This window comes from Telluria sp. ZB4P37 (assembly GCF_059685855.1).
In genome coordinates, this window is the sequence record NZ_JCASID010000012.1 from 74,398 (window position 1) to 98,289 (window position 23,892).

The window sequence follows — 23,892 nt, forward strand, 5'->3', positions numbered from 1 at the left end:
CCGGAAGGCCTTACGTGAGCTTGCCTTCGTTGGTCGGGTATTCGTTCCAATGCAGCTTTTCGCGCAGCGTATGGTAATAGCTCCAGTCGCGCGGGTGCAGGAAGGTGATCGTGTGCGGCGAACGCGAGATGACGATGTGGTCGCCCAGCTGCGCGCTGGTAAAGGTTTGCATGTCGAAGTTCACGCTGATGTCGCGCCCGGCCACCAGTTCGACCACGATCTCGCTCGACTCCGGCACCACGATGGGCCGGTTCGACAGCGCATGCGGCGCGATCGGCACCAGCACGATGCCCTGCACGCGCGGATGCAGCAGCGGGCCGCCGGCCGACAGCGCATAGGCGGTCGAGCCGGTGGGCGTGGAGACGATCAGGCCGTCCGCGCGCTGGTTGTACATGAATTCACCATCCACGGTGAGCTTGAGTTCGACCATGCCGGCGCCGGCGCCACGCGCCACCACGACGTCATTGAACGCGACTGCGCAGAAGATCTGCTGGCCGTCGCGCACCACGCGCGCTTCCAGCAGCGTACGCTCCTCGGTCTTGGCCTGGCCCTGCAGGATTTCACCCAGCGCCGGGACCATGCGGTCGATCGGGATGTCGGTAATGAAGCCCAGGCGGCCGGAGTTGATGCCGATGAGCGGAATGTCGTACTTGGCGAGCTGGCGCGCGATGCCGAGCATGGTGCCGTCGCCGCCCATGACCACCGCGTAGCTGGCCTGCTCGCCGATCTCGGCGACGCTCATGGCCTCGATGCCGTCCGTTCCCAGGTGCGCCGCGGTGTCGGTTTCGTACACGACCCGGTAGCTTGATGCGGCCAGGAATTCGGTCAGGCGCCTCACCGGCTCTTCGATGCCGGGAGTGTTTTGCCGCACCACGAGCGCGATGATTTGTTGCGGTTGGGACGTCACGGGCATGGGTCTCGGGCGGTTGGGGCAGGACTAGTGAGATTAACCGATTAGCGGCTGCGATAGAAGGTTCGGCTACGCGCGCCCGGAATGACTGTACAAATAAACAGTATAGCGGGGACGGCGCGCAACCGGCAAGTCGGCAGTTGCGGGGCAGCGAATTTAATTGACGAGGACCAGGCCAACGGCCACAGCCACCGCCGCGATCAAGCTCAGCAGATGCAGGGCCACCAGTGTGATCCAGCGCAGCGCGGTCACCAGGCGCCCTCCCCCATACACCCGGCGCATGGCGGCGGGCAGGTAGATGACCAGCCAGGCCAGCAGCAGGAAGCGCACGAAATCCCAGCCGTTCGCCAGGATGAACAGGCTCAGCATGAAGAAGGCGAAGGCATTGCTGTGCAGGGCGAACAGGAAGTGCTCGCCGTAGCGCCGGCCCGATCCGAGATAGAGCAGCTTCAGGTAGAGCGCGAATACCGGCATCAACAGAAAGATCGCATACGGGGCGTAGCTGAAGAAAGCACTTTTTGCTGCCGCACTCTTTTGCTCGCCCGGCAGGCCGAGGAAATTCTTGGCGCCCTTGCCCAGCCGCGGGCTGATTGCCCCCAGCTCGCGCACGACATCGCGTTCGAATTCGGTAAAGCTTGCGGGCTGCCGCGGCGCGTCAAGCGCTGGCGCGCTCACCGCCGGCCGGGCATTGGCCGGCGCGTCGGTCTCGTTCTCAATGATCTGCACGCCACTGAGCTTGACCAGGAAGAAAAAGATGATGGAAAAGCTCAGGTACAGGCGCAGCGGCTCGACATAGCGCACGCGCCGGCCTTCGATGTATTCGCGGGTCAGGAAGCCAGGCTTGAACAGCAGCAGCATCAAGGAGCGCCACAGCTTGCCTTCGAGCGCCACGTAATGCGACAGGAATTCATGCAGGAATTCGCGCGCGCTCGGCACATGCAGGTGGGTGGCCTGGCCGCAGGCCTGGCAGAAGTTGCCGCAGGTAGAAGCGCCGCAATTCCTGCAAGTGCCGGCGTGCTGCTGGTGGTGGTCGAGGGCTTCGGTCGTCAAGGTGCCAATCCGGAAAGGTCGTCGGAGTCGCCATGTTAGCGGGACAATTGCAAAAAAGCATCATGCATTTACACACCAGCCGGTCCAGGCCAACTTCCAATTGCGCGACTCCATCGGCGGCGCACGGTTAGGATTCAGTCAACTGCTATGCAAGGAGATGCACATGGTCACCGAAACCAAAGACCGCTTCGTCAACACGAAAGCACCGATCGAAAACGACGGCGTCAAGCGCCAGCCGCACGAGCGCGACGAGACCCCGGACGCGCAGGACCAGGCGCCGCGCGGCGTCATGAAGCAGGCCGCCGAAGACCTGGCCCAAGGCCTGCAGAACACCGACTGCTATGGCACTAACGGCCAGGGCCTGGACCAGGCAGTCACCCCCAAGGCCGGCGCCACCGGCGAAGCCAATCCCCTGCCCGACAACCACCGCTCGATGCGCCGCCACGACGCCGACGACGCACCCACCGACAAGAACAACCTCTAAGGAACAAACAATGACCATCAAACGCAACGGCAGCGCCGTCTGGAGCGGCGGCCTGAAGGACGGCAAGGGCGCGGTCTCGACCGCCAGCGGCGTGCTCAAGGATTCGCAATACGGCTTCAACACCCGCTTCGAAGACGGCCCCGGCACCAATCCGGAAGAACTGATCGGCGCCGCCCACGCGGGCTGCTTCACGATGGCGCTGTCGGGCCAGCTGGGCCAGGCCGGCCTGACCGCCGACGAGCTGCGTACCACCGCGACAGTATCGATGGAAAAGGTCGAAGGCGGCTTCTCGATCACCGCCGTGCACCTTGACCTGGTCGCGAAGATTCCCGGCGCCAGCCAGGAAGCTTTCGATAAGGCGGCCACCACCGCCAAGGAAAACTGCCCGGTGTCGAAGCTGCTGAATGCAACGATTACACTCAGTTCCCGGCTCGAGACAGCCTAGTCCAGAAGATTTTCCTGTCGGGCGTCCCAGGCCGCATTCATATGGCGGCCTGACGCTTTGACCCGCAGTAGACGTCGGCGGTGCATGAAGCCCAAGGCAGCTGCTGCGATGGCAAAGAGCGGGATCGTCGAAGCTTCCGGGATGGCGGCTGAAATATATTGGTACTGGAAAATGTATTGATCGCCTATGTCGGTTGTAAATTCCAGCACAGTCTGGAGACTTCCGTCCGCGCTCAGGGCCATGGTAGGAAATACCACGGGCGTTAGCACGTAACTGTCCGAATCCGAGAAATACGAGGCATGGACGAAGTTGGTAGCCAGATTTCCACCAAATGCCAGCGTAGCGATCAGGTTCTTGCCGCCGCCATCGAAGATATTGATTCTTTGTTCAATGTCGTCCACCAGCAGGCCTGGATCCCGCAGGACAAAACCAGTAAACCTGCCGTCATACACTTCGTCACCCAACAACTCATCCTGGGTCAATATTCCGTCGATGTAGGTGAGACCACGTATTCCAGGATTGGTGTCGATCAGTTGAGCAACAATCACTGCAGCCTGCGCGGTCGCCTGGCCGAGCGCGACAGTCATCAAGCCGATCAAGACCAGCATGAGTGAACGGAAAATGTGCATCGCATTACTCCACAAGGTTGCACTCCATAATAGGAAAATCTTGCCGTGCCAGGACTTGTCCCAGCTCCCAGGATAGTCGCGTTAACCGAATGCAGGAACCATACCCATTTTGAGTTAGCGTATGAAATCAGCCACTTGCAGGCGACATACCGCAGCACCGACTGGCGCATGTAAAACTTCCCGGCATGTTAATTGCCATGCCCAGGCTCATGCTTGCGTGCGTGCGTGCGTGCGTCGGCAAGAATCCTGTAGAGCACTTAAAATGACTGCTTTCTGATTTATCAAAGGGACAAGCCCATGCGCATCCTGCACACCATGCTCCGCGTCGGCAACCTGCAGCGTTCGATCGACTTCTACACCAAGGTACTCGGCATGAAACTGCTGCGCACCAGCGACAACCCCGAATACAAGTACACCCTGGCCTTCCTCGGCTACGGCAGCAACCCGGATCACGCCGAACTCGAACTGACCTATAACTACGGCGTCGACAGCTACGACATGGGCTCGGCCTACGGCCACATCGCCATCTCGGCCGACGACATCTACGCCACCTGCGATGGCGTCCGCGCCGCTGGCGGCAACATCACCCGCGAGCCAGGGCCGGTCAAGGGCGGCTCCACCGTGATCGCCTTCATCACCGATCCGGACGGCTACAAGGTCGAGCTGATCGAGCGCAAGGACCATGCTGCGGGTGGCGGCTTGAGCAGCTAAGACGGCGGCGCCAATACAAAAACGGGCGGCATGGCTATCAAGCCATGCCGCCCGTTTCAATGTAGGGTGGACGGCTTCGCCGTCCGCGCGTTCAAACCGAATATGAACAGACAGAGCGCCAATTCATACGTTGTTTGAACGCGCGGGCAGGAAACCTGCCCGCCCTACGAAAATCGAACCCGCGACGCCCGCGATTTACGCCAGCGGATCAATCACAAACGCCGGCATCCGCTCATTCCCCTTGGCACACGCCAGGAATTTATCGGCGGTGGACAGCGCCTCGTTGATGGTCACGTCCATATCCAGGTAACGGTAGGTACCAAGGCGCCCCACGAAGGTCACGTTCGGCTCTTCCTTCGCCACCTTCACGTAACGCTCGAGCTGCTCCTTGTCGCGCGCCTGGCGGATCGGGTAGTACGGGATATCCTTCTCTTCGCACTGGCGGCTGTATTCCTTGTACAGCAGCGTCTTCTCGTGCTGTTCCCATGGCGAGAAGTGCTTGTGCTCGGTGATGCGGGTATAGGGCTGCGCATTGTCGCAGTAGTTGATCACCGCATTGCCCTGGTAGTCGCCGGTATCGCGGAAGACTTCGAAGTCGAGCGTGCGGTATGGCAGGCGGCCTTCGGCGTGGTTGAACCAGGCGTCGATCGGACCGCTGTAGAACACGTGCGCGTACTCGTCTTTCTGGGCCGGGTCGAAGCGGGTGTTCAGGTGCACGGTCACGCCCGGGACGTCGAGGATCTTCTCGACCAGCGAGGTGTAGCCGTCTTCCGGCATGCCCTGGTATTTGTGGTTGAAGTAGTTATCGTCGTAGTTGAAGCGCACCGGCAGGCGCTTGAGGATGCTGGCCGGCAGTTCGGACGGCTGCATGCCCCACTGCTTGACGGTATAGGTCTTGAAGAAGGCTTCGTACAGCTCGCGGCCGACGAAACGCAGGGCCTGGTCTTCGAAGGTCACCGGGTTCTCGATCGTCTTGTCGCCGAGCGTGGCCAGGAACGCCTGGGCTTCTGCCGGGCGGAAGGTCTTGCCGAAAAACTGGTTAATCGTGAGCAGATTGATCGGCAGCGTGTAGACGCTGTTGTTGGTGATCGCCTTGACCCGGTTCACGTAAGGCATGAAGCGGCTGTAGCGGTTCACGTATTCCCAGACACGCTCGATATCGGTGTGGAAGATATGCGGACCGTAGATGTGCACCATGACGCCGGTCTCGGCGTCGCGTTCGGAGTGGCAGTTACCGGCAATATGGGGACGCGATTCGAAAATCTCGACCTTGTAGCCAGCCTGCGCCAGCTCGCGGGCAATGACAGCTCCGGAAAAACCGGCGCCGACAATCGCGATATTCTTTTGCATGTTTTTTCCTTAGGAAGTGGATTCTTGACTCCGCGCACTGGTGACAAGCGGCCTCTGCCGGCGTGCCACGGGGGGAGTGCTTAACGTTGTCAGTTTATCAGCTTTATGAAAAAACCCACGCTTACATTACTTGTCGTGCGCCAACTATTCAGTCTTAAAATCAAGGACTTAAATCGTTCCCAAATGCAAAAAGCCCGAACCATTATGGCTCGGGCTTTTGACATTTTCAGGCTCGGGACTGGCCTGCGCAGGAACTTATTTGGCGAGCAGGTTGTTCACCGCCGCCAGGTCCGCTTCGCGCAGCGAGCCCGAAGCAGCCTTCAGGCGCAGGCCGTTGAGGATGGTGTCGTAGCGGGCGCGCGACAGGTCGGTGCGGGTCGAGTACAGCTGGCGCTGCGCGTTGAGCACGTCGATATTGATGCGCACGCCGACCTGGTAACCGAGCTTGTTCGATTCCAGTGCCGACTGGCTCGACACTTCCGCTGCTTCCAGCGCCCTCACCTGGGCCATGCCGCTGTTCACGCCGAGATAGGCCTGGCGCGCCTGCAGGGCGGCCTGGCGGCGGGTCGCTTCCAGGTCGTTGCGCGCCTTGTCTTCCAGGGCGATCGATTCGCGCACGCGGCTGGTCACGCCGAAGCCGCTGAAGATCGGGACGGCGAACTGCACGCCGATGCCGTTGTTCTTGGCGACACCCGAGCCGTTGAGCTGGCCGCCGACGTCGCGGCGGGTCGATGCCGCCACCAGGTCGAGGGTCGGGTAGTGGCCGGCGCGGTTGCGCGAGATTTCGCGGCGCGCCAGTTCCACCTGCAGCTGCGACACGGTCACGCCATAGTTCTGGGTTTCGGCCGAGCTGACCCATGGATCCGGCGAAGCCGGCGATGGCGGCGCCAGGGTGATGCCGGCCTTGAGCGGCGCCAGCGTCGCCGGCGAGGTGCCGATGATCGCCTGCAGGGCATTGTTCTTGTTGTCCAGGTCGTTAGCCGCCGCGAATTCCTGGGCGATCACCAGGTCATACGCTGCCTGCGCTTCGTGGGTGTCGGTGATGGTCTGGGTGCCGACCTCGAAATTGCGCTTGGCCGATGCCAGCTGCTCGGTCACCGCGGTCTTCTGGGCGCGGGTCGATTCCAGCTTGTCCTGGGCCGCCAGCACGTCGAAATAAGCCTGCGCCACGCGGGTGATCAGGTCTTGCTGGGCCTGGGCAAACTGCGCCTCGGCCACGGCCTGCTGCAGCTTGCTCTGCTGGTAGGTCTGCCATGCGGCCCAGCGGAACAGCGGCTGGGTCAGCGCCAGCGTGTATTCGGTGGTGCGCACGTTCGAGCCGCTGGCGACCACCAGGGTCGGCGCGCCGGTGATCGGATTGTTGACGAACTGCCCCTCGTTCCATGGCGTGTTGTCGGCGTCGTTCTTGATGCTGCTGCCGGTGATGCCTACCGTCGGCAACAGGCCTGCGCGCCCCTGTGCGACCCGTTCCCGGCCGGCAGCCGCCGACGCGCGTGCGCTGGCAAACGTGGCGTCGTTGGCCAGTGCCTGCTGGTACACCTGGATCAGGTCGGCCGCACTTGCGCTCAGCGAAAGGAAGGCGCTGGCAACCAGCACGGCAATAAGGGGTTTCTGCATTGCATTCTCCACAGGAGTCATCAAAAGTTAGGATGCAGGTCAGTACTTCGGCATCGAAGGATCGACCTGTACGGCCCAGGCGTGTACCCCGCCCGTCAAATTCGTTACGTTCGTAAATCCGTTACGTTCCAGGAAGGCCGCCACCTGCATGCTGCGCGCCCCATGGTGGCAAATGCAGACGATCTCGCGATCGTCGTCCAGTTCGCCCACGTGGATCGGGATCAGGTGCATCGGGATCTGGGTCGAGCCTGCGATATGGCAGGTAGCGAACTCCCAGTTCTCGCGCACGTCCAGCAACAGCGGCTGCTCGGCTGCCCCGGCGTCAACCTGAGCCAGTCTTGCGGCCAATTCCGGTGCGGTCAGGTGCTGCATCGCGTCCTCAGAACCGGAAGCGCGACGGCGTCTGCGCGCCCGTCAGCGTCTTGACATTGGTCTCGAACAGCTTGACCGTGTCATACGCCGTCTCCGATACGCGGGTGATGATGTTGAAGCTCATCGCCGGCGCATCGCCCAGGATCACCGCCAGGCGGCCACCCACTTTGACCTGCTGCAGCAGCGCTTCCGGCAGCACCGGCAGCCCGCCCGACACCACGATCACGTCGTAGGGCGCGCCCTTGGCCCAGCCCTGGGCACCATCGCCCAGTTCGACGGTGACGTTGGTGACGCCGGCACGGGCCAGGTTCTGCTCGGCCAGCGCCTTGGTTTCCGGCAGGATCTCGACGGTGGTCACGTGGCGCGCCTTGTGCGCCAGCAGTGCCGCCATATAGCCCGAGCCGGCGCCGATTTCGAGCACGTTCTCATGCTTCTTGACCGCGATCTCCTGCGCAATACGCGCTTCGACCTTCGGGTTGAACATCGCCTCGCCGCCCGGCAGCGGGATTTCGACGTCGGCAAACGCCAGGTTCTGGTACGCAGCCGGCACGAACCCTTCGCGCTTGACGACGTGCAGCAGGTCGAGCACGTCCTGGTCAAGCACGTTCCAGGGGCGGATCTGCTGTTCGATCATGTTGAAGCGGGCTTGTTCGATATTCATCTGAGTTCTCGGTGGAAAAATAAATAATCCGATATTTTATCGTTGAACGGCCTCAGGACGCACATCTTAGCGATGGGCTCCCCAAGACAGGGGAAATTGCGACAGTCTGCAGTTTAGAGGGGTTGAACGCCAAAAAAACGACCGCTTGGCGTAAATGGCAAGCTTTATTGCGGCTGCGAGGCGCGCGGAAGCAGGCCGTGCAGGGCCATGTCGAGGAAGGCGTCGATGAAGGCCAGCGGCTGCAGCTCATGGGCGTCGCAGGGCGCTACAGCACAATGTTTCCAGGTATTGAGCATCATCATCGGCGCAATCAGGACCTGGGTCAGCTGCGGGATATTAATGTTGCGGAACTCTCCGCGGCTGACGCCACGCTCGAGCATGCTCGAGATCATGCGGGTGCCGCGCCGGGTGACTTCTTCCTGGTAGAACTTGGCCAGCTCGGGGAAATTGCCGGCCTCGGCCAGGATCAGCTTGCTGATGCCGGAAGCCTTGCTCTGGCCGATGCGCCCCCACCAGCTCAGCATGACATGGCGCAGCAGGTCGGCGCTGTGGCCCTCGAATTCGGCCACCGAGACTTCGGCCTCGCCCAGGAAGGGAACGATGCTCTCGCGCACGACTGCCTTGAACAGCTCTTCCTTGTTGGTGTAGTACAGGTACAGCGTACCCTTGGAAACACCGGCACGGCGGGCCACGTCTTCCAGCCGGGTAGCGGCGAAACCGCGCTCGACGAACAGGTCAATGGCAGCAGCCAGGAGCTCCTGGGGACGGGCATCCTTGCGGCGCTCCCAGCGCGGCTTGCTGTCGATTGAGCATTCCATGCTACTGCCTAGAAACCAACTGAAGAGCCATCGAATATAGACGGGGCTTGTCACTCAGTCAAGCAATCGTTGCGATATCGAAACTGTCAATATAAACAGGTATTTACGTGTCTTTACAATGCATTTCGGGACGGTCCGGGACCGACCGCCGCGAGGCCCGCAATGCGACGCGCGTTAGCCACAAGCTAGCAGCAAAACACGCGGCGACGCGCCCTCTTTGGGCCCGAGGAGCGGTATACTCCTGCCTCCCATGACCGCCCTTCTTTCTCCAGCTACCGTGCGATGCCGCGACCACTGCGGCGCCTGCTGCACCGCGCCCTCGATCACCAGTCCGATCCCCGGCATGCCCAAGGGGAAGCCGGCCGGCCTGCGCTGCGTTCAATTGGCTGACGACAACCGCTGCCGCATCTTCGGCAAGCCGGAGCGGCCGGCGTTTTGTGGTGGCTTGCAGCCTTCGGCGGAGATGTGCGGGGATAGCCGGGAATATGCGATTCGCTGGCTCGATGAACTGGAGAGGGCGACTGCGCCTTCCGAGATTCGTAGTGTGGGCGGCTCCACCCGGCCCCGGGATTGATTGGCGGCTCTTGCGCCGCCCACGCCGTGATAGTTGCGCTATGAAAGTCGCACGGGCTGCAGCACTGTGATTTGACCGCGTTGGCGGCCCGAGCGCTTCAATGCATCCGGGGCCGGGTGCAGCCGCCTACCCTACGACTCATCGCTTTCCTGCCTCACCAGATTGAACTTTTTCTTCTTCTTTTTCACGACGACCGTCTGCTCCTGCGCCGCCTTGATGGCAGGCGGTGGTGCAACCGGCAGGGGAAAACCAAGAAAGACCATCACGAGAAAGATCGGCAGCAGGAGAAAAAACAGCGGCCGTTTCCAGTTCAGTTTCTGTTTCAGCATGCCCAGCAGATAGTGCTGGGCTGGCGTAAACACAAGAACAAACAGTTACCCAGCAGCGGTAACTTGCCGAAAACCTGCGCGCTTAGGCCGTCGCCAGCTTGCCGCTCGCCTGCTGCACGCGCTGGAACAAGCCGCCCAGGGTCAGCCCTTCGTGCCAGATATCGTCGAGCATCAGGCCGTATTTGTCGCGCAGCGCCTTGGCCAGCGTCTCGATTTCGGTCGAGTCCGGCAGCCAGCGGGTCGGGTTGACCGCGCGATAAATGCCCAGCACTTCGTCATCCGGGCGGAAATGCGATTGCTCACTCGCACGGAACGAAAAGGCGGACACGAACAGCGACAGGAAGTCGCGAATATCTTTGCGCGAGGCGCCAGGGAAGGTGCTGCGCCAGGCCCGGCCCTGGTAGGGGCGGTAGCGCAAGTGGTTGGGTTTGTGCCAACCGTGGAATGCGGCCCAGGCAAGGGCAGCAAGGATCAGGACAACGAGAAGACTCATGCAGGGATGAGAACATCAAAAATACTCATGCGCTTGAGTGTAGCACGCGTTTTCCGTGGCGGCGCACGAAACAATTTCGTTGCCGCCGCGTCAGTTGTAACCCGGCGGCAAGGCGCGCGCGGTACAATCTTGCGCCGGGCACAGCTGCAGGCCGGGACACCCCGGCGCTGCCCGTGCACATGGTAAGCTTCGACCCCGCCGGTTCGCCCACGGTCCATCCCGATACCACCGCATTCACCCACACTGACTGTTACGCATTCATGGATATTCTTCTCGCCATCAAGGCGATCATCATGGGCCTGGTCGAGGGCTTTACCGAGTTCCTGCCGATCTCGTCCACCGGCCACCTGATTCTGGCGGGCAGCCTGCTCAATTTCACCGGCGAAAAGGTCAAGGTCTTCGAGATCGCGATCCAGGCCGGCGCCATGCTGGCCGTGATCTGGGAATACCGCCAGCGCATCGCCACCGTCCTCTCCGGCCTCGGCTCGGACCGGAAGCAGCAGAAATTTGTCGCCAACCTGATCATCGCCTTCATCCCGGCGGCCGTGCTCGGCTTCCTGTTCAACAAGATGATCAAGGCGGAACTGTTCGCGCCGGTGCCGGTCGCGACCGCCTTCATCGTCGGCGGCCTGATCATCTTGTGGGTGGAACGCCGCCATGCAGGCAGCGACCGCGCGGCACGCGTCGAAAACGTGGACGACATGGGCTTCGACGATGCACTGAAAGTCGGCCTGGCGCAGGCCTTCGCGCTGATCCCCGGCACTAGCCGTTCCGGTGCGACCATTATTGGCGGCATGCTGTTCGGCCTGTCGCGCAAGGCGGCCACCGAATTTTCTTTCTTCCTGGCGATCCCGACCCTGCTGGCGGCCACCGTGTATTCGGTGGTGAAAGAGCGCCACCTGCTGTCGATGGCCGACCTGCCGATGTTCGGCCTGGGCGGCCTGGCTGCGTTCGTCTCGGCCTTCCTGTGCGTGCGCTGGCTCCTGCGCTACATCAGCACGCACGACTTCACGATCTTCGCCTGGTACCGTATCGTATTCGGTATCCTCGTACTCGTGACCGCGCATTTCAACCTCGTCCAGTGGGCTGAATGAGCGGGCTGAACCAGCAAGTGAACTAAGAGCATGAATTCCGAGCTTCAAGCGCGCGCGCTGCACGTCCTCGAGACGGTCTTCGGTTATCCCGCCTTCCGCGGGCAGCAGGGGGAGATCGTCGAGCACGTCGCCGGCGGCGGCGACGCACTTGTCCTGATGCCCACCGGCGGCGGCAAGTCGCTGTGCTACCAGATCCCGGCGCTGCTGCGCGACGGGGTGGGCGTGGTCGTCTCGCCGCTCATCGCACTGATGCAAGACCAGGTCGATGCACTGGAAGAAGTCGGCGTGCGCGCCGCCTTTTTGAACTCGACGCAAACCTTCGAAGAAACCCTGCGCATCGAACGCCTGGTGCGGGCAAACGAGATCGACCTGGTCTACGTGGCGCCCGAGCGCCTGCTGACCCAGCGCTGCCTGGAGCTGTTCGACGCGTCGACCATCTCGCTGTTCGCCATCGACGAGGCGCACTGCGTGTCGCAATGGGGCCACGACTTCCGGCCCGAATACATCCGCCTGTCGGTGCTGCACGAGCGCTACCCGAACATCCCGCGCATCGCGCTCACGGCCACGGCCGACCAGCAAACCCGCGACGAGATCGCGCACCGCCTGCAGCTGGACGACGCGCGCAAGTTCGTCTCGTCCTTCGACCGCCCCAACATCCGCTACTCGATCGTCGAGAAGACCACCGGCCGCAAGCAGCTGCTCGATTTCATCACCAGCGAGCACCCGCAGGATTCCGGCATCGTCTACTGCCTGTCGCGCAAAAAAGTCGAGGAAACTGCCGACTTCCTGAACCAGAACGGCATCCGCGCCCTTCCCTACCACGCCGGTATGGAATACAGCGTGCGCGCCGCGAACCAGTCGCGCTTCCTGCGCGAAGACAACATCACGATGGTGGCCACCATCGCCTTCGGCATGGGCATCGACAAGCCGGACGTGCGCTATGTCTGCCACCTCGACCTGCCGAAAAGCCTGGAAGGCTATTACCAGGAGACCGGCCGCGCCGGCCGCGACGGCGCCCCCGCCAGCGCCTGGATGGCCTATGGCCTGCAAGACGTGGTGCTGCAGCGCCGGATGATCGACGAATCCGACGCCGACGAGACCTTCAAGCGCGTGCTGTCGATGAAGCTCGATGCCATGCTTGGCCTGTGCGAAACCCTGTCCTGCCGGCGCATGCGCCTGCTCGACTATTTCGGCGAGCGCTCCGGCCCCTGCGGCAACTGCGACACCTGCCTGATCCCGCCGGTGCAGGTCGACGGCACGGTGCCGATGCAAAAGCTGCTCTCCACCGTCTACCGGGTCGACCAGCGCTTCGCCGCCGGCCACGTGATCGACGTGCTGCGCGGCGCCCAGACCGAACGCATCAGTCAGTGGCACCACGACAAGCTCACCGTGTTCGGCGTCGGCGCCGACCGCTCCGAGCAGGAGTGGCGCGCTATTGCGCGCCAGGCCATTGCGCTGGGCTTCGTCACGGTCGACCACGACGCTTTCAGTTCGCTCAAGCTGACCGACGCGGCGCGCCCGGTGCTCAAGGGCGAGCAGAAGGTGCAGCTGCGCCAGTACCAGAAACCGGTCAAGGCCAAGCGCCCGTCCTCGCGCGCCGCCGGCAGCTACGAGGAAATCGAACTGTCGCGCTCCGAGCAGGCCATCTTCGAGCGCCTGCGCTCCTGGCGCATGGGCACCGCGCGCGAGCACGGCGTGCCGGCCTATGTCGTGTTCCAGGACGCGACCCTGCGCGAGATCGCCAAGGGCAAGCCGACCTCGCTCGATGCGCTGCGCGGCGTCTCGGGCGTCGGCGAGAAGAAGCTGGTGTCGTATGGCGATGAAATCGTCGCAATCATCAATGAGATGATGTAGTGTCATGGGTTGAATCCGTTCAACCCAACGACACCTACATGGCCATCCCGACTCCCACCAGCACAACCGCCTCACCCGCCAAGGACGGCGCTCCCGCACAGATCCCCGACAACGCCGCCAGCCTGCAGACCTTTGTCTTCGCGCTGTTCTTCGTCTTCGGCGGCATCACCAGCCTGAACGACGTCATCATTCCCAAGCTGAAGGACCTGTTCACCCTCAGCTATGCGCAGGCGATGCTGGTGCAGTCGGCCTTCTTCGCAGCCTACTTCGTGGTGTCGATCCCGGCGGCGGCCATCGTGCAGCGCATCGGCTACATGCGCACCGCCGTCACCGGCCTGGTCACGATGGCGGTCGGCTGCCTGCTGTTCATCCCGGCTTCGTCTTCCGGCGTGTTCGCCACCTTCCTGCTGGCGCTGTTCGTGCTGGCAGCCGGCATCACCATCGTCCAGGTGGTGGCCAATCCCCTGATTTCGATGCTCGGCAAGCCGCAGACGGCCCACAGCCGCCTCACCTTCGCTCAGGCCTTCAATTCGTTGGGCACCACGGTGTTCCCGTATGTCGGCGCGATCCTGATCCTGGGTTCGCTGGCGACGGTCGATCCGACGACGCTCAGCGGCGCAGCGCTCGACGCCTTCCGCGAGAAAGAAACCCGCGTCGTGGTGCACACCTACATCGGGCTGGCGATCGCGCTGGTGGTGCTGGCCGGGGCCGTGTGGCTGAACCGCAGCAAGCTGACCGAGACGCCGGCGCCGTCGGAAAACGTCCTGGGCGCCTTCGGCCTGCTCAGGCAACCCCGCTTCGCGCGCGGCGCGCTGTGCATCTTCCTGTACGTGGGCGCGGAAGTGGCGATCGGCTCGATCATCGTCAACTACCTGATGGAAGCCGACGTGCTGGGCCTGGGCGCCGAGGCGGCCGGCAAGCACGTGCCGCTGTACTGGGGCGGCGCGATGGTCGGCCGCTTCATTGGCGCCGCGTTGCTGCGCATGTTCTCGCCGGGGAAGGTGCTGGCCTGCGCGGCCGGCATGACGCTCGTGCTGCTGTTCGTGTCGGCGAATACAACCGGAACGGTGTCGGGCTGGTCGCTGCTGGCCATCGGCCTGTTCAACTCGATCATGTTCCCGACCATCTTCTCGCTGGCCTGCGAGGGCCTGGGCTCGCGCGCGGCGGAAGGTTCGGGAGTGATCTGCGTGGCGATCGTCGGCGGTGCAATCGTGCCGCTGATCACGGGCTTTGCGGCCGATGCGGCGGGCCTGAAGATGTCGCTGGTCGTGCCGGCGCTGTGCTATGTGGTGATTTTGTATTTTGGGCTGTATGCCCGACGGCCGCACGCGGCGACGTAAACGCAAAACGCGCGCCTGGGCGCGCGTTTTTTATGCGCGCCCAGGCGCCGCATTTTACTTCTTGGTGAACACCAAATCCCACACCCCGTGCCCCAGCTTGAGCCCACGGTTCTCGAACTTGGTCAGCGGGCGGTAGGCCGGCTGCGGCGCATAGCCTTCGGCCGTATTCTGCAGCGCCGGCTCGGCACCCAGCACCTCCAGCATCTGCACCGCGTAGTCTTCCCAGTCGGTCGCGCAATGCAGGTAGCCGCCCGGCGCCAGCTTGTCGCACAAGACCTTCACGAACGGCGGCTGGATCAGGCGGCGCTTGTTGTGGCGCGCCTTGTGCCACGGGTCCGGGAAGAACACGTGCACGCCGTGCAGCGAGCCGCCCGGGATCATGTTGGCCAGCACCTCGACCACGTCGTGCTGGACCAGGCGCAGGTTCTCGATGCCCTGCTCGCCGATCTGCTTGAGCAGGCTGCCCACGCCCGGCGTGTGCACCTCGACGCCGATGAAATCCTTTTCCGGCATAAGACGCGCGATGTGCGCCGTGGTGTCGCCCATGCCGAAGCCGATCTCCAGCACCACCGGCGCCTTGCGCCCGAACGCCGCTTCCATGTCGAGCGCATCCTTCTTGTACTCGATCAGGAATCTGGGACCGAGTTCTTTCAGCGCCCGCGCCTGCGCGGTCGACATCCGTCCGGCACGCGTGACGAAGCTGCGGATGCGGTGTTCGGTCGGGTCGTAAAGCATGGGCCGCGCCGGGCCGTTGGTGGGCGTATCAGAGGACATGGGAGCGATGTGGGGACAAGTGAGGAAAAACGGCTGCCATTATAGCCTAGCCGCCTTCCCGAGCCAGCGCCCCGCAGCGTGCGGATGCTCGGGGGCGCTATCCTGCATAATCGTGGTTTATCCCTTGCCGCACCGCCGGAGTCCCTGCCATGCATTCGACGAAACACCCGATCGCCCTCGATGACAATGTCGCGACCCTGCACCTGACTTCTCATCATTACGGCCAGGCCGGCGCCGGCAAGAAGGTGTACATTCAGGCGGCGATCCATGCCGACGAAGTGCCGGCCATGCTGGTCGCCCACCTGCTGCGCCAGCACCTGGAGCGGCTCGATGCCGAAGGCCGAATCAAGGGGGAAGTCATCCTGGTCCCGGCGGCCAATCCGCTCGGGCTGTCGCAGGTGCTGCACGGCGCGCCGTTCGGCCGCTACGACCTCTCGACCGGCACCAATTTCAACCGCGCCTACCATCACGCCGCCGATGGCCTCAAGACCTCGCTCGCGGGCCGGCTGGGGCAGGACGCCGCAGCCAACGTGGCGCTGATCCGCGCCGAAGCCAAGCGCGGCGTGGACGCCTGGGAGCCGACCGACAACGCCGGCACGCTCAAGAAAACCCTGCTGTCGATGGCGATCGACGCCGACATCGTGCTCGACCTGCACTGCGATAACGAAGCGGTGCTGCACATGTACGCCGGCACGCCGCTGGTGGACGCGGTGCTGCCGCTGGCCACGCTGATGGAGGCGCGCGTGCTGCTGGTGGCCAAGGCCTCGGGCGGCGAAGCTTTTGATGAAGCCTGCAGCCGCCTCTGGTGGGACCTGGCCGACCATTTCACCGAGGCGGCCATTCCGCCGTCCTGCGTGGCCGTCACGGTCGAGCTGCGCGGCGAGAACGACGTCAGCTACGAGTATGCCGGCCAGGATGCCGCCGCCATCCTGCAGTACCTGGCGCTGGAAGGTGTGATCGACATGCCCCTGCGCCCTCTGCCCGACGCCCTCTGCGGACCCACTCCGCTTGATGCCGTCGAGCCTCTGCACGCGCCGCATGCCGGCGTGCTGGTCTTCCACAAGAAGCTGGGCGACCGGGTCGAGGCCAACGAGCCGATCGCCGACGTCGTCAATCCGGTCAGCGGCAAGGTGACGACGGTAGCGGCCAGCCATGCCGGCCTGCTGTTCGCCAGCACCGCGCACCGCCACCTGCTGCGCGGAATGCACATCTGTAAGATCGCCGGCGAGAAATCCTTCCGCTCGGGAAGCTTATTGTCGAACTAGCGATTTATTGCCGAACGTTAAGAGCGGATCTGCTCATTACAGGCCGATAGACACAAGCGCTCAACAATAGAATGTGAAAAATATAGCCGGCCAGGCGATAGTAGTTTGCGCCTGCGCAAAGTGAAGTTAGCTGAGCCCGCAAAGATATCTTTGTGGGCTTGGAGACGGGCAGTTTCTATTGTCCACTTTCTTTGACAAACAGCATATTGATGCTCTACCGGAGCCGGCGGTCGGGAAATATACCGGCACCAACATATCAGTCACGCCTGGAAAACGAGACGTAACCAATCCCACTTCATCAATGATGATAACTGATCCATTCAGCATCACACCCCGAGATTGCATAGCCTATGATATTTATCAAAGGTGTTTATCACGGGAAGCTTATTCTTGACAAATATCAAGTCAGTGACTTGTGTTTCCAATGGCAAGCTCAACAGATTTCCTGGAATGGCTTGCAGCTTGCCATTTTCAATCCTCAAATGGCCAGGAGAGCACCATGTGGCAACATTGCATTGGCAGAAGATATTTCCTTCGGAATTCAGCCCTCGCACTCACGATTCCGGCGTTTCCCACATCCCTTCTAGCGCAAGACGCTCTTTATAGACGCATGGAGTGGCAGGACTTCAAGACAACTTCCCAATATGATTCCCTTTTAAACGCGATCCGCTTGATGAAGGCGAATACGAACGCTGCTGACCCGAATAGCTGGGCGTACTGGACCAATGTCCATATCAAATACTGTCCGCATGGGGTAGCATATTTTTTGGCTTGGCACCGTGGATATCTGTACTATTTCGAACGGCAACTTCGGATTGTGTCCCGAGACCCCAGCCTCGTCCTTCCTTATTGGAATTATTATTCCAATGCTACAATACCTGCAGAGTTTACCGACTCAAGCACCACAAATCCCTTGTACGTTGAGCGTTTGAATACAAACGTGCGCCAAGCGCTGACGCTGGCTCCGTTTGCATCTTCCGTAACGAATTTCCAACGTTGGACGAGTAATGCCTTTGAGCCAAGCATCGAGAACGCTCCACATAATCCGGTTCACGATATCATCGGAAATGTTATGTCTACAATGAATTCTCCGATAGATCCTATCTTTTGGCTCCACCATGCAAACATTGATCGACTATGGGTTGCATGGGTAGCCGCAGGTGGTAAACGAAGAATGCCTGCGCAGACGCATTCATACTGGTCGGGCAGTCACACTTACGCTACCGCGCTGACCCTCCCACGAAGGACAACCTATGAAACACGAATTGGCCTGCATTATTACTATCAAAACGAAGTAATGCCTAACACCCTGCCAGTTGCAGCCGTTCCTGGCGCAAGATTCGCCAAAGTACAGGCAACGCCCGGCAATCTGATGCGGTCCATGCCTGCTACCGGATCGTTCAGAATCAGCAGTCCACGGCTGATCGGGCCCGCGAATTTTTCGCTCGGCGGGGCACTGAATATTGGTTTGGAAAAGAGGTCGATCAGCGCCCAACTTCCGGTGGACGGAGAGCATTGGACTGCTTTGCAGGGAATTGCACGGGGTAATGCGGTATCGTTACGCGGCAGTACCGTAAAGTACCGGGCTGCGCATCTTGTACTCGATCAGGTCGAGCTTGCTGAAAACGGAAAAAACGGCGGCTACTTCTATCAGATCTATCTGAATGTACCATCTGTTGTATCCGGTCAAAATAAACCTGAGTCACTACTGTTAGGCACACTTGGCGCCTTCCAGATTCGCGGCGCTGCACACCACGGGCATGGTCGGATTAAACTACGCTATTCTCTACGCGACGTCCTGCCAACATCGCCGTCGCTGCAGGTTGGCATAGTCTCCATCTCGTTTGTACGTGTGGACGGAGACAATAGCCCTGTCGGCAAGACGATCAATGTGGGCGAAGCGCGGCTGGAATTGTCCACCGAAGAATAGTTTAAGCGACGGAAAGCGTTTAAACTCACTGATCCCTGGCCAGGCAGTCAGGGATCTTGATGCAACCCGATAGTGGGCCCTCACCGGCTTCCTTTTTGACGGGCATTTTTGCGCATATTTTTTATGGCAGCAATGGCTTTTTCCATGTTGCGTCCAATATGGTCGGGGCGAGTCGAGCGCGAGATTGCAGCGGCCTTGAACCGGGCGGCCTGTAGACTTGCCCAGCATGGAAGAGATATTTTCCAGTTCAGAAACTGATGGAGTTTGGATCGGTAGACAGTGATGCTGTTAAAGATCCGCTTCTGAGCACGAAACCTTGCTTTGTGTGCACTAGCACCTCCCATCAGCCAACATTCCTCTCCGCCGAGATCGAGACAATATAATATAGCCGCCATCCAAATTTGGTTCCCCAACATATACTGGTCGTATTCTGGATCATGGGCCGCGATCTGATGAAAGTGGCGCTTTCCCACACTCAACCACATTGCCCCTCCGCAGATCTTGCCGTTGATAGTTGCTAGCGCGATATGCCCATATTTTTTAAGCATTTTGAGCAATGCTTTTTTCTCTACTTTAGCTGTATAGTTGCACTGCCCTTTCACTTGCATCCGTTTCATTGCATGCATGAGGATTGACTCAACGGCCTCGGCTTGGATGTCGCTTTTTGAAACGAGCTCTATACGATAAGTCGGATGAGCTGCTTTGATACCTTCACTTCCGTACCTCAACTGCTTTCTGAATTGAGGTCGTATGCTATCAACATATATGCTTTTCTCTTTCGGCAACAAAATGATGTTTTCTTCAATTTGCTCAACCTGATGAAAAACAAAAGGAAAGCTTGTCAAGCGCATGTCTAGTGCATAAAAGCAAATTGCCTGCGCTGTTTTATAACGAGAAAATATGGCCTTGCAAAATGATGAAAGTTCTTCGACAGAAAAGTCGGATTGTTGATTTACAACTGTTATAAGATGATTTTTCTGTCGAAACATAATCAATGTCTCGACAGAAGACCCGCGTTGCCTGACGTAGGTACTGATCCCTTCGAGGGATTCGTAGGCATCTATGCGGGCTAAAGTGCAGTAAATATTCGAGTATAGCCGCTCCAGAGTTGCCGCAGCAAAATCCGGTATGTGCTGTTCGTAAAATAAATGCTCAAAAACGTTTCCATCGGCACTCTCGGGTTCTTGAGGGCCTGCGGATTTCAAATTTGGCTGCTTAGATCGGATAAAGGTCTCTCGGTTCATTGAAGACCCCCTTGATGTCATCCCCGGTTCAATTGATATTAAGTGCTAATCAGCCCCTCTCTTTGCGAGAGATCAATAAGAGCAGCGACCTTGATCGCGCTCCAGCCCAGGGGATTATTTATATGAACCAACGCGCATTCATCATTGCGGCCGTGCTTGCCTGGGTTCCCTCATTATTAGCGCTATCCCTGCCTGGTACAGATGGCGCGGAATGGTTGCCAAGCGTGGAGATCGCCAGCGGTGGCGGCACCAAGGGGCCATGGCGCCAGAACGACTCGGACTACGATTACGTCGACGACGGCACCGCTGCCTTCTTCCCCAGCGGCGCGCTGGCGGTGGCTTGGGTGGACCAGCGGCGCAAGGACGTGCTGTTGCAGGTGCTCGGCGCCAACGGCCGCCCGCGGGGCGCGCCAGTCAATGTCTCGCGCAACCCGGCCACCTTCTCCTGGCAGCCCCGCATCGTCAGCGCGGGGCCGGACACGCTGTACGTGCTCTGGCAGGAGATTATCTTTTCGGGAGGCTCCCACGGCGGCGACATCCTGTTCGCGCATTCGACCGATGGGGGGGAAACCTTCTCCCAGCCGCGCAACCTGTCGTCCTCACGCGGCGGCGACGGCAAGGGCCGCCTCGACCGCGATACCTGGTCGAACGGCAGCCTGGATCTTGCGGCAGGCGTGGATGGCAGCGTCTATGCAGTATGGACGGAGTACGACGGGATGTTGTGGCTGGCGTGCTCGCTTGACGCCGGCCGCAGCTTTTCGAGGCCGCAGCATATTGCAGGCGACACGAAGCTGCCGGCGCGGGCCCCCTCGTTAGCCATCGGTGCTGCCTCCCAGGTCTACCTCGCCTGGACCGTCGGCGAAGACCGCGACGCCGATATCCGCGTGAGCCGGTCGGGCGATGGCGGCGCCACGTTTGCGTCACCGGTGCAGGTTGGCGCCGCGAGGGCACGCGCCGACGCGCCGCGCATTGCCGTAGACCGCAATGGCTTCCTGCATCTGGTCTATGTGGAACAGGTGGGAAAGGGCGCGCCCGTGATCCGCTACGCGCGCGCCAACGGCCAGGCCTTGAGTTTCGGCAGACCGCACACTCTGTCCGTAGAAGGCGCGTTGGCCGCGCACCTCGCCATCGACGGACATGGCCGCGCCCACGTCGTGCGGGAGCCGGTGTCGCGTACCAGCTTGGGACATGCGTACATGGCCGGTGCCGGTTTCACGCGTTCCGCGGTGATCCTGCATAGCAAGGATGACGGACGACATGGCAGCCAGCAAGGCATCTTGGGCCAAAAGCTCGCCATGGGTCCGGATGGAATGATCGCGGTCGTCGGCAGCAGCTTGGCAGCGGGACGCGGAAGCCGTGTTTGGGTGATACGGGGGCGGGTACAGGAGGATCGCTAAGCGACTTGGAGCGGCAGGTACTGCGGCCGGTCACTGGAGCGGGTGAAGGGAATCGAACCCTCGTCGTAAGCTTGGGAAGCTGTCTCATGAGATGAGGATTGGCGCGGGTTTAAAAAGGTTTCCTGCTCCCCAAAAGCCTAAAAATCCCGTGTTACCTTGCCCGGCAAATTGCCCCGGCTACCCTGCTTTGGGAAGCAGAATTACTCGCTCGCGGACAGTGCACCGATGGCCTCAGCGAACGCCATCACGGCCTTTTCCGGCCCTTCAAAATACGCCGGCTTTTCGTTGCTGATGAATTGAAGCGGCGACGTGTCGTCGTTGCTCTTTTGCGTCGTCGTCAGGATATCGACGGTCTCGTCGACCGCTTCATCTGGCTTAGGCTGGGTCCGATGCCGGTGCACCTACACCACCAAGCACGGTACGACGGCGACGATGAACACCGCCAAGGCGTGCGACGTGTCGAACCACTTGGTGGCGGACGACCAGCTTCGCCGGTTTCGACGCCATCACCAGCTTGGCCGCCGCGTTGATCGACAGCTCGCCGCTGCACTTTCGCCACTACCTCGGGCGTGGCCTTGGCGATGATCTGTTCGACCTTGCGCACGGGTCGCTGCCGGCGCCGGCGATCCTGGCCTGCAATTTGCGGCTCTCGCCCGCAACCTCCGCTGAATTAAGCGTAGGGTGTGTCATGGACACCCGCTGCCGGCGCTGCCTGTCCGCCCACATGCGTTCCGGCACGGCCAAGACGACCGCAGCTCGATCATGGCACCGATCTGGCCGATGACGATGACGTGCCAGTCGCTCCGACGCCACCCTCGAAATAGGCGGGTCCCTCAGACAGCCGCAGCGTAGTCGCAGGACCGGCAACGCGATGCAGCCTGAACCGCAACCTCTCGTCACGATGTTGTCCGCACCGTTCTAAACTTCAACGTGGTTTTTTGTCAGACGAAGGCGGGATCAATAAAATGTTCTTGAGTTGTTTTGACAATCCTATAGCATGCGTTGTAGCTGATGTGCGGTGAGCTGACGAGGTTGCTTCAACCTCGGCCCAATACCCGACGGAACATTTAAGGACCCCGAGGAATGCGGCGGGGCGGCGAATGGTCCAACCCGATTCTTCTTGCGAACGGGTTGGCTTATTCCCCTCCTAGTGAATCCGTCACATGAACGACTTCGTGACCGCACCGTCCGCCCGCATCCTCCGTGTCTCCGACACGACCATCGAAACTGGCGTGTCCCGCTCGACGCTGTACCTGCGCGTCTCCGATGGCACCTTCACCACGCCTGTCCAGCTAGGCTCACGCCTCGTCGGATGGCCCGCTTCCGAAGTCTACGCAATCAACAAAGCGCGCATCGCCGGCAAGAGCGAAAACGCCATCCGCGCTCTGGTGTTCGCCCTCGAACAAGCACGCGCCCGCTAAGCGAGAACGTCCATGAACTTCATCCATAACGACGACACGTTGGGGCGCGACGCGCCCGGTCAGCACGTCGCGGAGCGCGTGCTGGTCAAGATGGCGGCCGACGGCGCGGCATGGGCCGACGACCCGGCTGCCGTGGCGGCACTGCGCAAGATGCTGACCGCCGACCCGGTGTCGATGGCACAGGCGCTCGGCTTGATGCAGACGGCGCCTGCCGGTGATGTCGACAAGAAAGCTTATGCGGTTGCCGGCGTGGTGGAAGCGGATGCGGTGGGAGTGTCGACCGCATACCTATGTTATGCGGTCGACACTGACGTGATGGGTGATGACCTGGTGGGTGCTGACGGTGTCGGCCAGCGTGCCCGCCCGGTGGTCGAGCTGCCCGACCATCATGACGCGGCGAACGTCCTCGCCAGCGAAGCGTGGCTGGTCCTGCCGACCTGGCAGATCGCGGCCATCGGCAGCGCCAGCCCCGTAGTGCAATTGATTGCACAGCCAACCCGCATCGTGCTCGACGCCGCTGGGCAGTCCGCCGATGTCGACGTCGCCATCGACGACTTCATCCGTGTGCGCGAAGACCAGGTCCCAGTGGCGTACTGGGACGACACCCTAGGCCAGCCCATGCCGCCCCCGGCCAAGTCGCCATCGCGTCAGGAGCAGGCGAGAACTGCGGCAAACGACGCGCTGGCACGACTGGCGCAAGTTTCATCCAAACAGTCTATTCGTTCGTCATGACCGATCCCGATCCTCCCCATCCCTGGGGCTGGACCGCCGCCCGCCGCGCGAAGCAGTCGCAGGCTATCCACCGCTGGAAGCCGTGGCTCCAAAGCCAAGGACCTGTCACGCCGGAAGGGAAGGCTCGCGTCGCCAAGAACGCCTACAAGCCGGACTCGGTGCGGCGGCAGATTGCGGGCATGATCGTCGATTTGAAGGTGGTGATGCAGCGGCTGAAGGCGGTCGAAGCGGCGCGTCGTCGGCGTTGATTGAAGGCGGCCAGTACGACACAAGCTTCACCGACCCCAGGTTATGCGACGGCGTATAAACCGTCAAAGGTCTTAGCACCCGATTTTGGGACATGTCCCTTCTAAGGTGCTTCCCGCAGGGGGACCCCACGCCATAGGGTCCCCTTGTTC

Annotated in this window: 26 protein-coding genes; 13 read left to right on the forward strand and 13 right to left on the reverse strand. The window is 61.2% G+C overall.

From position 1 onward, the window contains the following. Positions 1 to 10: 10 nt before the first annotated feature. Both AC56K1_RS17620 and AC56K1_RS17625 read right to left on the reverse strand, forming a co-directional pair. Positions 11 to 913 carry an NAD kinase gene (locus tag AC56K1_RS17620; RefSeq protein WP_497159095.1) on the reverse strand — a complete coding sequence of 301 codons (903 nt, stop codon included), beginning with the start codon at positions 911 to 913 and terminating at the stop codon, positions 11 to 13. A 153-nt stretch (positions 914 to 1,066) separates the two neighbouring features. Next, a complete protein-coding gene (locus AC56K1_RS17625; RefSeq protein WP_497159096.1) occupies positions 1,067 to 1,960 on the reverse strand; it encodes a DUF3667 domain-containing protein in 894 nt (297 codons plus the stop codon). A 163-nt stretch (positions 1,961 to 2,123) separates the two neighbouring features. Between AC56K1_RS17625 and AC56K1_RS17630 the strand changes: the two genes are divergently transcribed. Beyond that, positions 2,124 to 2,444: a hypothetical protein gene (locus tag AC56K1_RS17630; protein WP_497159097.1), complete on the forward strand. Its 321-nt coding sequence runs from the start codon at positions 2,124 to 2,126 to the stop codon at positions 2,442 to 2,444. A gap of 10 nt (positions 2,445 to 2,454) precedes the next feature. After that, positions 2,455 to 2,889: an OsmC family protein gene (locus AC56K1_RS17635; protein ID WP_497159098.1), complete on the forward strand. Its 435-nt coding sequence runs from the start codon at positions 2,455 to 2,457 to the stop codon at positions 2,887 to 2,889. Here AC56K1_RS17635 and AC56K1_RS17640 read toward each other — a convergent pair. Further along, entirely contained in the window at positions 2,886 to 3,518 is a 633-nt protein-coding gene (locus AC56K1_RS17640; RefSeq protein WP_497159099.1) for a hypothetical protein, read from the reverse strand. The two genes, AC56K1_RS17635 and AC56K1_RS17640, sit on opposite strands and share 4 nt — an antisense overlap. 297 nt (positions 3,519 to 3,815) lie before the next feature. Between AC56K1_RS17640 and gloA the strand changes: the two genes are divergently transcribed. Beyond that, positions 3,816 to 4,229, forward strand: coding sequence for a lactoylglutathione lyase (gloA, locus tag AC56K1_RS17645; protein ID WP_497159100.1), 414 nt, complete (start codon positions 3,816 to 3,818; stop codon positions 4,227 to 4,229). A 195-nt stretch (positions 4,230 to 4,424) separates the two neighbouring features. On the opposite strand, the gene glf is transcribed toward gloA, so the two are convergent. The 5 genes from glf to AC56K1_RS17670 all read right to left on the reverse strand — a co-directional run bounded on the left by glf (position 4,425) and on the right by AC56K1_RS17670 (position 9,047). Further along, on the reverse strand, positions 4,425 to 5,579 hold the full coding sequence (gene glf, locus AC56K1_RS17650) for a UDP-galactopyranose mutase (RefSeq protein ID WP_497159101.1): 1,155 nt from the start codon (positions 5,577 to 5,579) through the stop codon (positions 4,425 to 4,427). 255 nt (positions 5,580 to 5,834) lie between these two features. Beyond that, complete coding sequence (locus AC56K1_RS17655) at positions 5,835 to 7,196, reverse strand: TolC family outer membrane protein (protein ID WP_497159102.1); 1,362 nt, start codon at positions 7,194 to 7,196, stop codon at positions 5,835 to 5,837. Between the two features lie 39 nt (positions 7,197 to 7,235). Continuing rightward, positions 7,236 to 7,568 (reverse strand): rhodanese-like domain-containing protein, encoded by a 333-nt coding sequence (locus tag AC56K1_RS17660; RefSeq protein ID WP_497159103.1) that lies wholly within the window; start codon positions 7,566 to 7,568, stop codon positions 7,236 to 7,238. Between the two features lie 7 nt (positions 7,569 to 7,575). After that, positions 7,576 to 8,229 carry a protein-L-isoaspartate O-methyltransferase family protein gene (locus tag AC56K1_RS17665; protein WP_497159104.1) on the reverse strand — a complete coding sequence of 218 codons (654 nt, stop codon included), beginning with the start codon at positions 8,227 to 8,229 and terminating at the stop codon, positions 7,576 to 7,578. A gap of 164 nt (positions 8,230 to 8,393) precedes the next feature. Further along, complete coding sequence (locus AC56K1_RS17670) at positions 8,394 to 9,047, reverse strand: TetR/AcrR family transcriptional regulator (RefSeq protein WP_497159105.1); 654 nt, start codon at positions 9,045 to 9,047, stop codon at positions 8,394 to 8,396. Between the two features lie 250 nt (positions 9,048 to 9,297). Here AC56K1_RS17670 and AC56K1_RS17675 point away from each other — a divergent pair, with 250 nt between their 5' ends. Further along, on the forward strand, positions 9,298 to 9,621 hold the full coding sequence (locus tag AC56K1_RS17675) for a YkgJ family cysteine cluster protein (protein WP_497159106.1): 324 nt from the start codon (positions 9,298 to 9,300) through the stop codon (positions 9,619 to 9,621). A 131-nt stretch (positions 9,622 to 9,752) separates the two neighbouring features. Here the strand turns inward: AC56K1_RS17675 and AC56K1_RS17680 are convergent, their stop codons facing one another. Together AC56K1_RS17680 and AC56K1_RS17685 are read right to left on the reverse strand one after the other, a co-directional pair. Next, positions 9,753 to 9,950 carry a hypothetical protein gene (locus AC56K1_RS17680; RefSeq protein ID WP_497159107.1) on the reverse strand — a complete coding sequence of 66 codons (198 nt, stop codon included), beginning with the start codon at positions 9,948 to 9,950 and terminating at the stop codon, positions 9,753 to 9,755. A gap of 82 nt (positions 9,951 to 10,032) precedes the next feature. Next, positions 10,033 to 10,443, reverse strand: a complete 411-nt coding sequence (locus tag AC56K1_RS17685; protein WP_497159108.1) for a hypothetical protein — start codon at positions 10,441 to 10,443, stop codon at positions 10,033 to 10,035. 260 nt (positions 10,444 to 10,703) lie between these two features. Here AC56K1_RS17685 and AC56K1_RS17690 point away from each other — a divergent pair, with 260 nt between their 5' ends. From AC56K1_RS17690 to AC56K1_RS17700, 3 genes are read left to right on the forward strand one after another with little or no spacing between them, the layout of a single operon-like run. Next, positions 10,704 to 11,537 carry an undecaprenyl-diphosphate phosphatase gene (locus tag AC56K1_RS17690; RefSeq protein WP_497159109.1) on the forward strand — a complete coding sequence of 278 codons (834 nt, stop codon included), beginning with the start codon at positions 10,704 to 10,706 and terminating at the stop codon, positions 11,535 to 11,537. Positions 11,538 to 11,567: 30 nt separating this feature from the next. Further along, the gene (recQ, locus tag AC56K1_RS17695; RefSeq protein WP_497159110.1) at positions 11,568 to 13,391 is read left to right on the forward strand and encodes a DNA helicase RecQ; all 1,824 of its coding nucleotides are present in this window, start codon (positions 11,568 to 11,570) and stop codon (positions 13,389 to 13,391) included. Between the two features lie 38 nt (positions 13,392 to 13,429). Further along, positions 13,430 to 14,731, forward strand: coding sequence for a sugar MFS transporter (locus AC56K1_RS17700; RefSeq protein ID WP_497159111.1), 1,302 nt, complete (start codon positions 13,430 to 13,432; stop codon positions 14,729 to 14,731). A 54-nt stretch (positions 14,732 to 14,785) separates the two neighbouring features. Here the strand turns inward: AC56K1_RS17700 and trmB are convergent, their stop codons facing one another. Further along, on the reverse strand, positions 14,786 to 15,466 hold the full coding sequence (gene trmB / locus AC56K1_RS17705) for a tRNA (guanosine(46)-N7)-methyltransferase TrmB (protein ID WP_497159179.1): 681 nt from the start codon (positions 15,464 to 15,466) through the stop codon (positions 14,786 to 14,788). A gap of 188 nt (positions 15,467 to 15,654) precedes the next feature. Between trmB and AC56K1_RS17710 the strand changes: the two genes are divergently transcribed. Next, positions 15,655 to 16,770, forward strand: a complete 1,116-nt coding sequence (locus AC56K1_RS17710) for a succinylglutamate desuccinylase/aspartoacylase family protein (protein WP_497159112.1) — start codon at positions 15,655 to 15,657, stop codon at positions 16,768 to 16,770. Between the two features lie 610 nt (positions 16,771 to 17,380). Beyond that, entirely contained in the window at positions 17,381 to 18,700 is a 1,320-nt protein-coding gene (locus AC56K1_RS17715) for a tyrosinase family protein (RefSeq protein ID WP_497159113.1), read from the forward strand. An 80-nt stretch (positions 18,701 to 18,780) separates the two neighbouring features. Here AC56K1_RS17715 and AC56K1_RS17720 read toward each other — a convergent pair whose 3' ends face one another. After that, complete coding sequence (locus AC56K1_RS17720; RefSeq protein ID WP_497159114.1) at positions 18,781 to 19,944, reverse strand: GNAT family N-acetyltransferase; 1,164 nt, start codon at positions 19,942 to 19,944, stop codon at positions 18,781 to 18,783. Between the two features lie 11 nt (positions 19,945 to 19,955). On the opposite strand from AC56K1_RS17720, the gene AC56K1_RS17725 reads away from it, so the two are divergent. Then, positions 19,956 to 21,341: a sialidase family protein gene (locus tag AC56K1_RS17725; RefSeq protein ID WP_497159115.1), complete on the forward strand. Its 1,386-nt coding sequence runs from the start codon at positions 19,956 to 19,958 to the stop codon at positions 21,339 to 21,341. Between the two features lie 200 nt (positions 21,342 to 21,541). Here AC56K1_RS17725 and AC56K1_RS17730 read toward each other — a convergent pair whose 3' ends face one another. Next, the gene (locus tag AC56K1_RS17730) at positions 21,542 to 21,742 is read right to left on the reverse strand and encodes a hypothetical protein (protein ID WP_497159116.1); all 201 of its coding nucleotides are present in this window, start codon (positions 21,740 to 21,742) and stop codon (positions 21,542 to 21,544) included. 762 nt (positions 21,743 to 22,504) lie between these two features. Between AC56K1_RS17730 and AC56K1_RS17735 the strand changes: the two genes are divergently transcribed. From AC56K1_RS17735 to AC56K1_RS17745, 3 genes are read left to right on the forward strand one after another with little or no spacing between them, the layout of a single operon-like run. After that, positions 22,505 to 22,762, forward strand: coding sequence for a helix-turn-helix transcriptional regulator (locus tag AC56K1_RS17735; protein ID WP_497159117.1), 258 nt, complete (start codon positions 22,505 to 22,507; stop codon positions 22,760 to 22,762). A gap of 12 nt (positions 22,763 to 22,774) precedes the next feature. Further along, positions 22,775 to 23,494, forward strand: coding sequence for a hypothetical protein (locus AC56K1_RS17740; RefSeq protein WP_497159118.1), 720 nt, complete (start codon positions 22,775 to 22,777; stop codon positions 23,492 to 23,494). Next, positions 23,491 to 23,742: a hypothetical protein gene (locus tag AC56K1_RS17745; RefSeq protein ID WP_497159119.1), complete on the forward strand. Its 252-nt coding sequence runs from the start codon at positions 23,491 to 23,493 to the stop codon at positions 23,740 to 23,742. Before AC56K1_RS17740 ends, AC56K1_RS17745 begins: the two co-directional genes overlap by 4 nt. The last annotated feature ends 150 nt before the right edge of the window (positions 23,743 to 23,892 follow it).

Bases quoted from the DNA above. Each gene is read 5' to 3' on its own strand.
- AC56K1_RS17700 (WP_497159111.1), top strand. From the start codon at position 13,430: ATGGCCATCCCGACTCCCACCAGCACAACCGCCTCACCCGCCAAGGAC.
- AC56K1_RS17670 (WP_497159105.1), bottom strand. From the start codon at position 9,047: ATGGAATGCTCAATCGACAGCAAGCCGCGCTGGGAGCGCCGCAAGGAT.
- gloA (WP_497159100.1), top strand. From the start codon at position 3,816: ATGCGCATCCTGCACACCATGCTCCGCGTCGGCAACCTGCAGCGTTCG.
- AC56K1_RS17630 (WP_497159097.1), top strand. From the start codon at position 2,124: ATGGTCACCGAAACCAAAGACCGCTTCGTCAACACGAAAGCACCGATC.
- glf (WP_497159101.1), bottom strand. From the start codon at position 5,579: ATGCAAAAGAATATCGCGATTGTCGGCGCCGGTTTTTCCGGAGCTGTC.
- AC56K1_RS17715 (WP_497159113.1), top strand. From the start codon at position 17,381: ATGGAGTGGCAGGACTTCAAGACAACTTCCCAATATGATTCCCTTTTA.
- AC56K1_RS17680 (WP_497159107.1), bottom strand. From the start codon at position 9,950: ATGCTGAAACAGAAACTGAACTGGAAACGGCCGCTGTTTTTTCTCCTG.
- trmB (WP_497159179.1), bottom strand. From the start codon at position 15,466: ATGCTTTACGACCCGACCGAACACCGCATCCGCAGCTTCGTCACGCGT.
- AC56K1_RS17745 (WP_497159119.1), top strand. From the start codon at position 23,491: ATGACCGATCCCGATCCTCCCCATCCCTGGGGCTGGACCGCCGCCCGC.
- recQ (WP_497159110.1), top strand. From the start codon at position 11,568: ATGAATTCCGAGCTTCAAGCGCGCGCGCTGCACGTCCTCGAGACGGTC.
- AC56K1_RS17655 (WP_497159102.1), bottom strand. From the start codon at position 7,196: ATGCAGAAACCCCTTATTGCCGTGCTGGTTGCCAGCGCCTTCCTTTCG.
- AC56K1_RS17690 (WP_497159109.1), top strand. From the start codon at position 10,704: ATGGATATTCTTCTCGCCATCAAGGCGATCATCATGGGCCTGGTCGAG.
- AC56K1_RS17660 (WP_497159103.1), bottom strand. From the start codon at position 7,568: ATGCAGCACCTGACCGCACCGGAATTGGCCGCAAGACTGGCTCAGGTT.
- AC56K1_RS17665 (WP_497159104.1), bottom strand. From the start codon at position 8,229: ATGAATATCGAACAAGCCCGCTTCAACATGATCGAACAGCAGATCCGC.
- AC56K1_RS17735 (WP_497159117.1), top strand. From the start codon at position 22,505: ATGAACGACTTCGTGACCGCACCGTCCGCCCGCATCCTCCGTGTCTCC.
- AC56K1_RS17620 (WP_497159095.1), bottom strand. From the start codon at position 913: ATGCCCGTGACGTCCCAACCGCAACAAATCATCGCGCTCGTGGTGCGG.
- AC56K1_RS17675 (WP_497159106.1), top strand. From the start codon at position 9,298: ATGACCGCCCTTCTTTCTCCAGCTACCGTGCGATGCCGCGACCACTGC.
- AC56K1_RS17685 (WP_497159108.1), bottom strand. From the start codon at position 10,443: ATGAGTCTTCTCGTTGTCCTGATCCTTGCTGCCCTTGCCTGGGCCGCA.
- AC56K1_RS17710 (WP_497159112.1), top strand. From the start codon at position 15,655: ATGCATTCGACGAAACACCCGATCGCCCTCGATGACAATGTCGCGACC.
- AC56K1_RS17635 (WP_497159098.1), top strand. From the start codon at position 2,455: ATGACCATCAAACGCAACGGCAGCGCCGTCTGGAGCGGCGGCCTGAAG.
- AC56K1_RS17720 (WP_497159114.1), bottom strand. From the start codon at position 19,944: ATGAACCGAGAGACCTTTATCCGATCTAAGCAGCCAAATTTGAAATCC.
- AC56K1_RS17740 (WP_497159118.1), top strand. From the start codon at position 22,775: ATGAACTTCATCCATAACGACGACACGTTGGGGCGCGACGCGCCCGGT.
- AC56K1_RS17640 (WP_497159099.1), bottom strand. From the start codon at position 3,518: ATGCACATTTTCCGTTCACTCATGCTGGTCTTGATCGGCTTGATGACT.